The 14,009-nt window shown below is 58.3% G+C and carries 9 protein-coding genes; 3 read left to right on the top strand and 6 right to left on the bottom strand.

The annotated features are described in order from the left end of the window. Positions 1–1,087: EF-hand domain-containing protein (locus BGIM_RS58750; RefSeq protein ID WP_052640112.1), on the bottom strand; the 1,087-nt coding region annotated here is incomplete at its 3' end. A gap of 329 nt (positions 1,088–1,416) precedes the next feature. Between BGIM_RS58750 and BGIM_RS0133910 the strand changes: the two genes are divergently transcribed. Beyond that, positions 1,417–4,566: a S41 family peptidase gene (locus BGIM_RS0133910; RefSeq protein ID WP_020474110.1), complete on the top strand. Its 3,150-nt coding sequence runs from the start codon at positions 1,417–1,419 to the stop codon at positions 4,564–4,566. Positions 4,567–4,709: 143 nt separating this feature from the next. Next, complete coding sequence (locus tag BGIM_RS0133905) at positions 4,710–5,387, top strand: tetratricopeptide repeat protein (protein WP_020474109.1); 678 nt, start codon at positions 4,710–4,712, stop codon at positions 5,385–5,387. 7 nt (positions 5,388–5,394) lie between these two features. On the opposite strand, the gene BGIM_RS0133900 is transcribed toward BGIM_RS0133905, so the two are convergent. Then, entirely contained in the window at positions 5,395–5,706 is a 312-nt protein-coding gene (locus BGIM_RS0133900; RefSeq protein ID WP_020474108.1) for a hypothetical protein, read from the bottom strand. Between the two features lie 35 nt (positions 5,707–5,741). Here BGIM_RS0133900 and BGIM_RS0133895 point away from each other — a divergent pair, with 35 nt between their 5' ends. Further along, a complete protein-coding gene (locus BGIM_RS0133895; protein WP_020474107.1) occupies positions 5,742–6,743 on the top strand; it encodes a Gfo/Idh/MocA family protein in 1,002 nt (333 codons plus the stop codon). A gap of 178 nt (positions 6,744–6,921) precedes the next feature. Here BGIM_RS0133895 and BGIM_RS0133890 read toward each other — a convergent pair whose 3' ends face one another. The 4 genes from BGIM_RS0133890 to BGIM_RS63725 all read right to left on the bottom strand — a co-directional run bounded on the left by BGIM_RS0133890 (position 6,922) and on the right by BGIM_RS63725 (position 14,004). Next, positions 6,922–7,467: a hypothetical protein gene (locus tag BGIM_RS0133890; protein WP_020474106.1), complete on the bottom strand. Its 546-nt coding sequence runs from the start codon at positions 7,465–7,467 to the stop codon at positions 6,922–6,924. A 50-nt stretch (positions 7,468–7,517) separates the two neighbouring features. Further along, positions 7,518–8,033: a hypothetical protein gene (locus BGIM_RS0133885; RefSeq protein ID WP_157369629.1), complete on the bottom strand. Its 516-nt coding sequence runs from the start codon at positions 8,031–8,033 to the stop codon at positions 7,518–7,520. Between the two features lie 279 nt (positions 8,034–8,312). Next, positions 8,313–11,474, bottom strand: coding sequence for a DUF4139 domain-containing protein (locus BGIM_RS58745; protein ID WP_020474104.1), 3,162 nt, complete (start codon positions 11,472–11,474; stop codon positions 8,313–8,315). A gap of 88 nt (positions 11,475–11,562) precedes the next feature. Beyond that, a complete protein-coding gene (locus tag BGIM_RS63725) occupies positions 11,563–14,004 on the bottom strand; it encodes a PEP/pyruvate-binding domain-containing protein (protein WP_020474103.1) in 2,442 nt (813 codons plus the stop codon). Positions 14,005–14,009 lie beyond the last annotated feature (5 nt).

Genomic DNA, 14,009 nt, shown 5'->3' with positions numbered 1-14,009 from the left:
CACGCATCATCCCGCCGGGGCCACCGCCGCCGGGACCACGCATCATCATCCCGCCGGGACCGCTGCCACCATCGGCATTGGCGCCCATTCCCATGCCCATGCCGGGGAATCCACCGGGGCCGCCGCGACCGCTGCCTCCCGGACCACCACGATCACCGCCACGAACGAACTGATCGCCGGCCGATTCACCCCGTTTGCGGGCTTCTTCATCCGATTTCTTCTTCCAGCGGTAATATTCGTCCACCGTCAGGAAGCCATCGCCGTTCAAATCCATCGCCAGATAGTCGGCGATTTTCCGGCCGCTTTCTTTCCATTCGTACAGCCCGACTTGCCCGTCCCGGTCGCCGTTGCGATCCAGTTCGGCAAACCATGAAGGCAAATCCTTCGGCAAGTTGCTCGCCCGCACGATGGTCGGCCGACGATCCGGGTCGTCATCTTGTTGGGCAGGTCGCGCGCCGCCCGGTGTTCCCGATTGTTGTCCGCCGTCCCGTCCTCCGCCAAAACGAGCGGCGACGTACACCTTGAATTCGGCCAAGTCGTAAAAGCCGTCCGAATTCGTGTCGTACTTTTCCCGTTCATTGCGAAGGGCATGGTCTTCGGGCAATTCGTCGATTTGAATCAAGCCGTCTTGGTTTTTGTCGTATTTCTTGAAGCCTTCTTCCGCGATGCGATCAATCATGTTTTGGCCGTTGTCGCCCCCCGGACCACCGGGGCCACCACGATCACCCCCCGGACCACCGGGCCCACGACCGCCGCCGCCAAAATTCATCTGGGGAAGCTGGCCGTTCTTGGCCATTTCCTGAACCTTGGCCATCCCCCCGCGGAATTGTTCACGGGTGATCGTTGTCCCGGTGATTCCCATCATCGGAGCAAATCGATCAAACATCCGCTGACCGCGTTCATCAAGTTGGTCACGATTGACGGAATCCTGGCCTTTGCCCAAGATGGTGAACAGGAAGTCCGGGTCCATTTTGCTGGGATCGAAACCGCCACCCGGTCCGCCGCCGCCGGGGAACTGGGCATTGGTAAACGCGGGCATCAGCATGATGGTGGCGAGAAAGAGAAAGGCGAGATGTTTGGCGCGCATGAGATGCCCTCAAATGTACATCTCTTTATTTACACCGTTCCTTGCCTTCTTGTCACGGGGGAAATCTCCAAGTCTCATCTCTCCCTCATTTTCCCAAGATTGTCGAACCAGCCTGTATGAGACGGTTGAGAGGACTTTTGACCTCCCGATCACCCGCAGAGGCGGTTTAATCGTCACGAGTGGATCGTCGAACAGTTGGGCGGGATGGGAAGAATACGCTTCCTTTTTGCATCCTGACGAGTTTGCCGGTAATTTGTAGGTAGCTTCTTCATTGAACTCACACCTAACGGCCGGACAACCGCCCCCCGGCCTTCCGCGAGGATGACTCCGTGAATCGAATCGCATTGTTGCTGCTGGCCGTCGGGGGCCTGCCGCTGATTGCCCAAGAGCCCATCCGTTTCGCCCGCACGCCGGATATCTCTCCCTCGGGCAAAATGGTGACCTTCAGTTACCTCGGGGACATCTGGACCGTGGAGGCGATCGGGGGCGTCGCCCGGCCGATCACGATGCACGAGGCCCACGAAATCTTCCCGTGCTTCAGTCCCGATGGCCGATGGATCGCGTTCTCCTCCAACCGGCACGGGCAATACGATGTTTTTGTGACGCACGCTTACGGCGGCAAACCCCGGCGATTAACCTTCGACTCGGCGAATGACATGGTCGTCGGTTGGTCGCCGGATGGCAAATCGATTCTGTTCAACTCCGGCCGGGGGTCGGGGTATCCGTCTGTGCCGGAACTGTATTCGGTTCCCCTCGACGGGGGCCAAGAGGTGAAACTCCCCTTCCACGAGGCAAAGGATGTCGCCTACTCGCCCGGCGGCACAGCGGCCGCTTTTGTTCGCGGCCCCGGCATCTGGTATCGCAAAAGCTATCGCGGTTCCTCGAACGATGATATCTGGCTTTCCACACCGGATGGCAACACTGTGAAACAACTCACCGTGTTCAACGGCCAGGACACCTCGCCAATGTGGTCCGCCGATGGCAAGAAACTCTTTTACGTTTCGGAAGTTCTCGGCAACCCGGCCAACATTCTGCAAGTCGATGTCAACACCGCGACCAACCCGCCAACGCCGGTCGGCGTCGCGAAGCAACTCACCAAACACATCGACGATGGCGTTCGCCGGGCCAAAATCAGCGGCAACGGTGAATGGATCGTTTACGAATGCGGCGGCGATTTGTGGATTGTCTCCGTCAAAGATGGTTCTTCACGGAAAATCGCCATCGAAGTTCATGCTGACGAAAAAGCCAACGCCGACAAGGTGACGACTTATTCGCGCGACGTGAGCGAATATGCCCTTTCGCCCGATGAGAACAACATCGCCTTCGTCGTCCACGGCGAGGTGTTTGCGATGCCATCCAAGGGGGGAAAAGCAAATCGGTTGACGGAAACCCCCGGTGTCGAACACGGCCTGTCTTGGTCCCCGGACAACAAAAAGCTGATCTTCACCTCGGATCGTAACGGTTACGAAGAACTGTATTTGCTGGAATCGGACGACCCGGACACTTCGGATCTCACCAAGGCGATCCGCACAAAAGTCAAGACGCTGACCACGACGCCGGTGGCGAAGATCGGAGCCAGTTTCTCGCCGGACGGATCGCGGATTGCGTTCCTTCAGAACGGGAAGCTGTTCACGATGAAAAGCGACGGGACGGACACCAAGGTGCTGGTCGATCAAACGCAAGTGTTTGATTACGACTGGTCCCCGGATGGCAAATGGATGGTCTATTCCCGGTCGGACGGTTCCTTCGCGAGCGAGTTGTACATCATGCCTCTGAATGGCGACAAACCGCCCGTAAATGTCACCCGGTATGCCACCTTCAATGCGGATGTGAACTGGGCGGGGAACAAGATTTCGTTCATGAGCCAACGTCAGAAGTCGATGGGGCTTTACGTTCTCTCTCTGCAAAAACCGAGCAATTCCGGCTCGTCCAGTTCTTCCACGACCACGGACATCGACTGGGAAGACCTGCATCTGCGGGCCGACCGGCCGGGGAATATTTCCGCCAGCGAAGGGGTGATTTCCAAAAACGGCAAGCAAGTGGCCTTCCGGGGCACGAGCAACGGAGACGACCTCTGGGTGGCCAACACAGACGGCGGATCGTTGAACCGCATTACGACCGGCAACACCGCCCCGCACCAGATTCGCTGGACCAAGGGGGGCACGGTTTACTTCCTCGACAACGCCGGGTCGATTCGCAATGTGATGCCAAGCGTCTCCACTTCGCCGAACACGGTGAACTTCACGGCCAAATTGACGATCCGGCGGGACGAGGAGTATCTGGAAATCTTCGACCAAAGCTGGCGGTTGCTTTCGGACAGCTTTTATGACTCGAAGCATCACGGGGTGAACTGGTCGGATGTCCGCGAGAAATACCGGGCCTTGGTTCCGCATGTGGGGATGAAGGAGGACCTGTATTCGTTGATTAGCCTGATGCTTGGCGAATTGAACGCCTCGCACCTCGGCATCTCCGGTTTCTTGCGTAGCCCCGACGAAGAAACGGCCGAGCTTGGGTTGTTGTTCGACGAAGCGTATCGCGGGCCGGGGATGAAGATCGCCGAAGTCATCAAACGAGGCCCGGCCGACAAACGGGGGATTTCCCTGAAGGCGGGGGACATCATCACCTCCGTGGACCGCACCACACTCACGGACAAGACCAATCTGAGCCAGTTACTCAACACCAAGGTCAACGAGAATGTGCTGTTGGAAGTGGCCGGCAATCCCGCCGATCTGAAGACCACCCGCAAACTGGAAATCCACGCGACGAACCGGAACCGCATCAGCCAGTTGCTTTACGAACGCTGGGTGGAAAAGAACGCCGAGGCCGTCAGCAAGGCCAGCGGCGGCAAAATCGGGTACATCCATATCCCGAGCATGGACGAAACCGGGTTGGAGCAGTTCGTGCGGTCCTTGTATTCGGACAATTTCGACAAGGAAGCCATCATCATTGACGTGCGTTACAACGGCGGCGGTTTCACCCACGACCAAGTGTTGAACTATCTCGGGGCGAAGGAACACACGATGTTCCGGCAACGAGATGGCGGCGAAGGTTTGGTCATGCGAAACTTCGACCGCAAATGGACAAAGCCGTCGGCCGTGTTGATTAACAACCGGTCCTATAGCGATGCCGAGATTTTCCCGAGCGCTTATCGGTCGTTGGGCTACGGCAAGGTGATCGGTCAATCAACCGGCGGATTGGTGATCGGGACAACCTCCACCCGGCTTATCGACGGTTCGCAATTCCGGCTTCCCCGCACAGGGGTGTTTACCGTGAAAGGCATCAACATGGAAAAGGAAGGCGTCCCGCCGGACATCGCCGTGGAAGCCCTGCCCGAGGATGTGGCCAAAGGCTACGACGCTCAACTGGCGAAGGCGGCCGAGGTTTTGAAGACAGAAGTGGCCGAATGGAAGAAGACCCGGCCGGGTGGTTCCGGCCTCACCGGTGTGGGTGTCGTCCCGGTGGCGACCCCGATGAAATGACATAATGGATGGGCCAAAACAAGTCGGTTTTAAGGCCCGGACGTAGTTTGAAAAACCGTGATGAGTGCCGTGGAATGCGGGTGGTTTCCCTGATACACTGTTCAAACCCCCTGAAGGCAGAACCGTGACCGAGGAACCACCCCGTGTTTGTGGCCCGGCTTGTCTCGCATTACCGCGAACTCCCTCAATTGCTCCCGCCCGACGATCCCGACCTTTGGGCGGCTCGCATGCACGACCGCCTGCGGGTCTTTCGCCGTAACGTCGAAAGGGAGTACACGGAGGGAACTCTTCAACGTCTTCTGAACCATCCGAGCGCCGAAGCCCGGCGAGCCAGCGTGCTGGCTCTTGGATTGATCGGAACGATGAATTCCAACTGCGGTCTGGCTCGCGCCCTGCGGGACGAAGACGCGCAGGTCTCCAAGATGGCGACGGACGCCCTCTGGCAACTCTGGTTTCGCGGCGGCACGGACGAACAAAATCAAGAACTCTGCCGGGTGATTCATCTGCCGGATTTTCTGGAAGTGCTGGCGGGCCTCGACGACTTGCTGCGGGAAGCCCCGACGTTTGCCGAGGTTCACAACCAACGGGCGATCCTGTTCTTCCGGCGTGGCGAGTATGGCCGGTCGGCGGCTGATTGCGAACGGGTTCTGCAACTCAACCCCTATCACTTCGGGGCGATGGCCGGTCTCGGTCAATGTTATCTGAAGCTCCGCAAGCCACGATCAGCCGTGCGTTGTTTCCGCCAAGCTGTGGAAACGAATCCGAGCCTTGGCCACTTGAATGAGACCATCGCGGCCGTCGAGAAATCGCTGGACGGTTGATTCGCCTTCATCCCACAATTTCCAAAACCACGCCGTTGACGATCAGTGTTTGATCGTCTTCTTTGTTTAATACCACGTCGATTTGATTGCGTTCCGCAATTAAATCTGTCACTTCCCAACGGCATTGCGTTTCGGCCATTTCCTGGCCGTTGAAAGTCACTCTCCGCATGGTCGCAGTGCCAGGAAACACAATCCAAACGGTCTGGCCGGGTTCGAGGCGGGTCGGTTTTCCGAAGCGACGATATAACAGGATTTCCCCCGGACGTTCCTCGGTTTGCCACGGCTCGCGGAGCCGGATGCGGTGGACGGGTTCGCTCATGGGTTCCTCTCTCCCAATTCCAACGGAGTCTTGCGATGAGTACGGCAAATCGCCGGTTGCGGTGGGGCATTTTGGGCGTGGCCAAGATCAACAACCGCCTCAAGCCCGCGTTTCATGCCTCCCAGACAGTGAAACTTCAAGCCATTGCCTCGCGCTCACTGGAAAAGGCCCAGGCGGCCGCGACGGATTTCGGGATTGAGACGGCGCACGGCAGTTACGAAGCCCTGCTGGCCGACCCGAATGTGGATGCCGTTTATATTCCGCTGCCTAACTCCATGCACGGCGAATGGACACGGAAAGCCGCCGACGCCGGCAAACATATTCTCTGCGAAAAGCCTCTGTGCCCGGATGCCAAAGAGGCCGCTGAACTGGTGGCCTATTGCCGCTCCAAGAATGTCCGGCTCATGGATGGCTTCATGTGGCCCCACCATCCCCGCACCCATGCCATTCGCAAGATATTGGACGAGGGAACCATCGGCGATGTCCAACGAGTGACCAGTGCTTTCACCTTCCAGATGGAATCGCTGGATTTGAACAATATCCGCCTGCAACCCGGCCTCGGGGGCGGCAGCTTGCTGGATGTGGGCTGCTACCCGGTTTACGGCATCCGCTGGGCCTTCGGCTGCGAGCCGACGCTGGCGTTCGCCCGCGCGAAACTGGTCAACGGGGTGGACGTGGAATTAAGTGCCCAACTGACGTTCGCCGATGGCCGGATGGCTAGTTTCGATTGCGGATTCACTCTTCCTTATCGGGCCTGGCTAGAGATCACCGGAACCAAAGGGGTCGTTCGCATTCCAAATCTGTGGGCGCCGAAATCCCATGCTTCCTATGAAGTCGAATTGAACGGAGAATCGGCAAAACCGCATTTGATCGAAGGCGAAGACCACATGGTTCACATGCTGGACGACTTCGCCCATGCCGTTTGGGAACAACGAGAGCCGGTTCCCTCGCCGGATGAGGCCGTGAAAACCTTGCGGGTGTTGGATGCGATCACCAAGTCTGTCGCGGAAGGCCGGGAAGTGAAAGTAGGGGAATGAAAAAACCCCATCATGTATTGGATTGCTCCTGAACATGACGGGGCCGGAACAGAGAAGAGGCCGTATGAATGAGTGTGAAATTACCCGATCCCAAGCCGCCTGTCAAACACCATTTTGAAAAAATTACCACTGTGATTCCCAAACATGGGAATCACAGTGTTTTCACAAGCAAATTCAATTACTTGGGCGGCAATTTATCAACAGTGCCGGCGGGCAGCGGCTTCGCCGGAACCGGGTTCACGGCCGGAGCCGGGATGTTCGACGGGATCGGGGTCGCCGGGGCTGTTCCCGCGCCGGGGACGCCCGGGAAGTTCTGGTTCGGGACGTAAGGCACATACCCCGGATAGGTCGGCAATGCGGGGTTGGTCCCGTAGGCCGATTGCGGCGGGGGCATCCATTGGGACATGGCGGCCATCGGGGCCACCGTCTGGAAGTGACCGTCGTAGGGCCAGTAGAGATACCACGGGGCGGCCATGTAAACCGGCAGCGTGGGCATCCGGCTCACTTGATTGCCCCGGCTGAACTTCGGATTGCCGAAGTGCGGGTGCGTCATCCAGGGAGCGCTGTAATTGCTGAAATGGCTCTGACCATAAGCGGGGCCGCCGTAGCTGGCGGGATAGCCGCCGCCCTGATCGCCGCAATTCGTGCAACCGGGGGTTTGGGCCGAAGCCGACGAAACGAAGCCCGCCGCCGCGAGCAACATCGCCAATACCAATTTCTTCATGGGAAACCTCGCATCCTTTCGGGATCAGTATTTGAGTGAACCGCAACCAATTAGCGGTCAGTCAACCATGTGGGGTAAACGGAGGAATAGTTCGCCGGGACGATCCGAGAGCGATCAAACAAGCGGAACCGTGATGATTGCGGAGCTTGCGGAACCGGCGGAGTCAGCACCGGCGGTTGGGCCGACGGAGGAATCGTCATCGGCTGGGCCGGAGCCGGAACAGTCGCTGTCGGAGCGACCGGCGGTTGGGCCGTTTGCATGGCAGGGGCGGGAGCCGGATTGCCGAAGTTTGGCCAACTGTTGTACAAGCCGTAATTCGCGGGGACGTAAGACCCGAAATACGGTTGCGGGATGTGCATGTTCGTGTAGCCCGGTCCCGGAATATACGGCCCGTAGTTATACAGCGGGCCATCCGAGTGAATCCAAGCCATGCTGCGGAACACCTTGGCCCCGAACCAACCGTAACCATGCTCGGTATACGGATGGTTGCTCTGGGCCATTCCCCTTTCCGGGAGAACCGCCAGACCGGCCATCGCAAGGAGGCCGGCCAGGAATAATCTCATCATCGGTCGATTCCTGATCGAGTTCGCCCGGACCGCAGAGCCGCCTTTGGACTCCGTCCCCTTGTCCGGCACTTGATCTTTGCCCCCGACGGCTTGGGACGGAAGAAACGTCCGATAATTCCCCGCGAAAAGCCGGACTGCCCCCCGTGCCCGACTCGCAGAATCGGCACACGCGGAGTCGGCGCCAACGGCGAATTCCCGAGACCCGGCAACATCGGAACAAAAAAACCGCAGCCCAATGGGGCTGCGGTTCGGTTCACGGCATGTCAATCTGGTGATCTTTCACTCCGCAGACAACTTCTCCAGCAAGTCTTGAAGCTCGCGTTCCAATTTGGCTTTCGCCACCGCTTTGTCAGTCGCCTGCTTCTGAACCTTTTCCAAGGCGGTTTCCGATTCGTCCAGTTTCGTGATGTACCGCTTATACAACTCGCTGGTCGGCGGCAGCTTTTCCAAGTTGGTGCGGAGGCGGGCCTGTTCCTCGGTCACACTCTTGGTGCCGGCGAAGAGGGATTTGATTTCCTCTTCCGTCTGCTGGCTGGCAATCACCATCGCCCGGACCTTTTTCAGATTTTCCTTCACCTCGGCCTTCACGCTTGGGGCCGCCAGAATTTCCTTCATGCGGTCATTCGTGATGTCCGTCATCTTTTCTTGTTTGGGAACAGTCCGTTGTTCGCTGACGACGTGTTTCGTGACCACGTTCGGAAGCGCCCTCACGGCATACTGCACGCACCGTTGCAACCCCTCGACGGGCTTGGCATCTCCAACAACTTCCCATCGCGGACGCACTTGGTGATCCAGCACAAAGCTCTGCGGATCGCCGGTGCGATTGCTGATGTGGTAAACGAACGACTCCGTTTCCCGGACATCCGTGAACAACATGCTCTTGACGAACCGGGCGTTGGTGGTCGTTTGCGGTTCCGCACGCGGGGCCATCCACACATCGAACCCAAGTTCCGTCACGAACCGTTCCGGCGGCACGACCTGATCCACGTTCGGAGCGGTGGCATATCGGCCAATGTTCTGCATCTGGAAGATTTCCGGCTTCGCATTGCGGAACTCTTCGAGCACGGCCGACGAGAGCGTCGCCCCCTTCTTCAGTTCCAGTTTGAATTGATAACGATTGGCCCCCGTCTCGACGGGCTTTTGATCCCCGATCAAATGCCGGTCGGCGGGGACGTTGTGTTCCAGCGTGATTGTCCGGTCTTCATCCACATTGTTGCGAAAGAAGTAGGTCGTCGAACGGCGGTCCTTGTGGGTGACATGAAGTTGATTGTTGATGATTTGCAGCGTCATCCCGTTTTCCGGCATCCGCTTCACATCCGTCCACACGTCCAGTCCAAGCGACGTGGCAAATCCGGTCCAGTCAGCCTGCTTGGCGACAGAGAACGGATCGACGCGGGGAAGTTCTTCACTGACTTTGTACTCGACCGTTTTGCCCGGCAACACATCCACGGCGAAGCGATACAGTTCCGTGGTCGTTTCCTCCGGTTTCTCCGGGCTGACAAGTCTCCAACCAGTGCGAATCGGTTGTTCCAAGATCACTTTGCGCGATTCCGGAGAACGGTTCACGATGATGTAGGTTTTGGTGTGCCGTTGCTTGTACTTCACCTCAAGCCGGCCCCCCTCCATCTTCACCGTCATTTCCGGGCCAGGGGTGATGCGGTTGTACGAAGTGATCTCCACGCCGGTGTCGAGGGCGTAACTCAGGTAACGCTCTTCCCCCGGTTGCAGGTCCAGAATCCGGGCGTCGCCACTGTAAGGTTGATCTCCCTCATACACCGTCACCGGCCCGCTCATCAATGCTTGCTTCGTCTTGTTCTTCATCTTCAACCCATGCAACGGACGGGTGGCGTGAACCCGCTCGTTGTAAATGCTCACCTTGGTGGCGTCGATTTCTTCGTCAAGTATCGGCAGCATGACCGATTGCTGACGCGGCAGAGACACCTTCTGGTCAATGGAATACCGGGCCGGTTGCCCGAGTTCGTCGGCCGCCTTCATCCGCTCCATGAACTCCGGGTCCACGTTCGTGAGCGCGCTGCCGAGTTGCTGGGCCTGCACCTTGCCGCTTTGTTTCGGATCATTGTTCGCGTTGCGCCGGGCCTGGAGTTGCTCGAAGGACAACTTCGTGTTGTTGTTGTCAACAAACAACCCTTTCTCGTTCTGATAACGGTTCATGTTGTTGAACGAGTTGATCCCATTGCCGAACTGGCCGCCAAATTGTCCGCCCACTTGGCCGAACTGGCCCAAGCCGCCGTTCATCGGAATGGCCAATTGTTGTTGCAAACCGGGGTTTTGCCCCATCGGATTGTTGAGATTGGCGGTGTTGGCCGCGAAGTTCTGAAAACCGGGGGGAACCCCGCCGCCGCCAAAACCGACGCCACCTTGGAAACCGAAATTCGGGGCGTTGATGGCCATGTTTGTAACCGGCCCGGAATACGTCGGCGGTCGCAGCGAGGCGAACAACGCCGGTTCCACGGTCGGCCGGGGAATGTACAACGGCGGGTACAAATCCATCTGGAAGGAAATCGGCCGGCTGGAAACGAGCGTGAGTTTCACATCGTTCCAGTCGTCGTCACTCGTGTTCTCGACATTGGCCCACGCCTGAAGCCGCCACTTGCCATCGTCGCTTTTCACCATCCGGTAGCTGGTTTTCCAGATCGGGTTTTCAACGACGTAGCCAACCTTCACTTCCCGCTTGCCTTCGCCTTGGAAGCCAAGATGCACCGTTTTTTTCAGGCTGTCATGTCCGATGGCGACGACTTCCAGCGCCCGCTTGAATTCGTTTTCCACGCTCGGATTCAAGAACCGAATCCGCTGCACGGCCGACAGGGGAACGCTCCGCATTCCCTCCACGCACGAGAGATTCAGCAACTCCATCTCGGTTGCTGTCGGAGATGCCGCCGTCAACGCCCGATGGGCGGTCTCCATGCCAATAATCACGCCCGTGAGATTGCCCGGCAATCCACTCAGGTTCGGGGCGTTTGTTTGCAGGGTGATTTCAACCTTCTGCCCCCGCATTTGATTCAGGATTTGGCCGAACGAGGGATTGCTGCTCAGATCAACCGCGAAACTCTTCAGCGTCTTCTCAATCGGTTCCTGGCTGTCGTATCGCAGGGGAACCGATTTCCCTTTGGCATCCTTGATGACCAGTGACTTGATGAGGTCGTTGATGTCGGCCGCCGAAAACTGGAGATCAACGCGGGCATCTCCTTCGACCTCGCCCGACCGGCTGAAATATCCAACACCACTATTGAACAGCACTACTTGTGTGATGGGTAATTTTTGTGCTTGTTTCAGTTGTCCGTTGACAACGGGGGCATCCTCCCCCGGAGGCTGGACGGCACGGGTGAGCGTTTGGGCATGGGTGCGGTCGCCCCGCAGGGTGAAGACGCCCGCCGTGACGAGGGCCGACAGGAACAACCCGACGGCAACTTTCTTGAACATGATTGTTCTCTCAAAGGAAGAGGTGGAAGCCCGATGGGCACACTCTACCCGAGAGGACGAGTCTTGTCTGTCTGATGTTGGAAAGTGTTTACAGCACCGTTACAACGCCCCGGCCGCCGTCCACGCGGATTTGCTGGCCGGTTTGGATTCGCCGCATCAAATCCGGGATGCCGGCGACGGCGGGCAAGCCAAACTCGCGGGCGACAATGGCCCCGTGCGAAAGTGTCCCGCCAGACTCCATCACCAACCCGGCGGCCGAGACAAACAACGGCACCCATGCCGGGTCCGTCGAGGGGCAAACGAGGATATAGCCCGGTTCCGGCGGCGTAGTGAGCGGTTCCGTCAGCGCCAAGGCCGGACCTTCGACAACGCCGGACGACAACGCCAGCCCGGTCAGTTGGAAAGCCCCTTCCACTATCGGCAGTGGCCGACCGATGGCTTCCAGATCATCGCCAAAGATCACGGCCGGCAGGTCCAGTGTCAGTTCTACCTGCCGGATTCGCTTGCGTTCAGCGATGAGGGCGATCATGTCCGCGCCATTCACCAAATCAGTCAGTTCGTCGAGCGTCAGGAAGAAAATACCCCCGCGAAGATTGAATCGGCGGTCAAGTTCCATCAGGCGGCGACGAATCTCAAAGTACCCGAGCATCAGATAATGCTTGCCCGTTTCGCGAAGGCCGATGTACGTCCGCACTTGTTCCGCGTGATGGGCGAGGGTCTTCGCCAGATAACTGTTCCACTTCGCCTCGGCGGCGATTTCCCTCCACACTTCCTCGGGTTTGACTTCCGGGACATGCGTCCCCGGCCCGGAGAGAAGTTGATTCAGAGAATCCGGGTCTTCGCTCCAGCGAGCGGCCGAGAGTTCCATCTCGTTCGCCCCGCGATGGCCGAACTGTTTCAGGAAATCCTCCCGGCTTCGTTTCCCTTGCGAAACCTCTCGCATGGCCGATGGAAAATCGGCCTCCGGGTCCGGCTTCACTCCCTGGCTGAGACGGTTCATCATCTCGACCGAGCGTTCTGAGCCGAAGGATTTGATGAATTGTTGTTCGAGAAACTTCCACGAATAATCGGTGTACAGCGTGGGCTTCAAACTCTCGGCCGCGAAGTCAACAAGTGTGCGGGTGATTAACTCCCGCAACGAGGCGAGCAAGTGTTTCGATTCGCAATCGCCAATCTCTTCGGCGGCTATTGGCGCAAGGTATGCCTGATAGGCGGGGATGATCTTGGACCGCAGTTCTTCCGCGAAAGTCTTGCTTCCCGAAGCAACTTTGGCGGCAATTTTTAACATGCCGAAGATACGGAGCCATTTGCCGAGTCCCCCGTGCATCCGTGTCGTGTCCGGTTGGGGATTCAAGGCGTGATGCGGGAATTCCTTGTATTTCTCCAAGGGATATTTGAAAACCGGCTTGGCATATTGCAACCGGGGTTCTCTCGCCAGATTCAGATACGGCCGGCCGCCGATGAGATCATACGCGGAGGTCGATTCCAACGCCGGGTCGGGTTGGTAGCCGACATCCCGGAACATCTTCCCGGTGCCGCCGCCCCCGGAGAGCAGAAATCCACCGACGATCGACCACGTCATCGGCGTTGGCGTTTTCAGAATTTCCTTGAGATTGGTGTGGCTCCACACCGTCCCGCGTGGCTCGACCAATTTTTTCAGACGGGCAATCGTTTCAACCCTGGCCTTCTCACGTTCAACGGCCGAAACCGTCGTAATTGGCCTAGCTTGTAATAGCCAGCAAGCTCCGCCAGTGATGGCCCATTCGATGTCCCGAGGTTCGCCGTAAAACGCCTCCACCCGGCGGGCGAGATCCGCGAGATCGCGGACCTGCGATTCATTGAGACAAATCGCCCGACTTAATTCGGCCGAGACGTGGCTCTCCCCGTGCCGGTCGATCCGCACTTGTTTGATCCCGGCGGCTTGCTCGGCAATGGCCCCGGTTTCCCGGTTCACTTGGAATCGATCCGGCGTCACCCGGCCGGAAACCACGGCCTCGCCCAAGCCCCACGAGGCTTCGATGCGAAGATGCTTTCCGGTCGCATCCCACGGATCAACCGTGAACATCACCCCGGCCACCTCGGCATCGACCAACCGCTGAACGACGACGGCCATCGCCAATGTTGCCTCATCGACACCCTGCCGAATGCGATAAGCCTTCGCCCGTTCCGTATGCAAAGATGCCCAACATTTTTCGATGGCACCCCGCAAGGCTGATTCGCCATCGACGCCGAGAATGGTTTCTTGCTGCCCGGCGAAACTGGCCTCAGCCCCGTCCTCGGCCGTGGCGCTGGAGCGCACCGCCACGACACCTTCACCAAGACGGCGATAGGCCGCGGCGATTTTCATCCATAAATCATCGTTGATCCGTTGATGGGTCTGGCCGTTTTGCCGATAGGCATCGGCGGTGACACAAAACCCCGGCGGCACCGGCAAACCGGACTGCGAGGTTCGACCGAGGCTGAAGCCTTTGCCGCCGACATTCTCCGCGTCGGCCGGGGAGATATCCGCGAAGAAAATCACGTCTTGCATGGGAG

Origin of the sequence: Zavarzinella formosa DSM 19928 (assembly GCF_000255705.1) — a bacterium.
Lineage (GTDB): Bacteria > Planctomycetota > Planctomycetia > Gemmatales > Gemmataceae > Zavarzinella > Zavarzinella formosa.
The sequence above is the reverse complement of the archived record's forward strand: the minus strand, read 5'-3'. Positions and strand labels throughout refer to the sequence as shown.

What these genes read in the sequence shown, in the direction of transcription:
- BGIM_RS0133900 (WP_020474108.1), bottom strand. Translation starts at nt 5,706, where the DNA reads ATGAGCGAACCCGTCCACCGCATCCGGCTCCGCGAGCCGTGGCAAACC.
- BGIM_RS0133895 (WP_020474107.1), top strand. Translation starts at nt 5,742, where the DNA reads ATGAGTACGGCAAATCGCCGGTTGCGGTGGGGCATTTTGGGCGTGGCC.
- BGIM_RS0133890 (WP_020474106.1), bottom strand. Translation starts at nt 7,467, where the DNA reads ATGAAGAAATTGGTATTGGCGATGTTGCTCGCGGCGGCGGGCTTCGTT.
- BGIM_RS0133885 (WP_157369629.1), bottom strand. Translation starts at nt 8,033, where the DNA reads ATGATGAGATTATTCCTGGCCGGCCTCCTTGCGATGGCCGGTCTGGCG.
- BGIM_RS58745 (WP_020474104.1), bottom strand. Translation starts at nt 11,474, where the DNA reads ATGTTCAAGAAAGTTGCCGTCGGGTTGTTCCTGTCGGCCCTCGTCACG.
- BGIM_RS63725 (WP_020474103.1), bottom strand. Translation starts at nt 14,004, where the DNA reads ATGCAAGACGTGATTTTCTTCGCGGATATCTCCCCGGCCGACGCGGAG.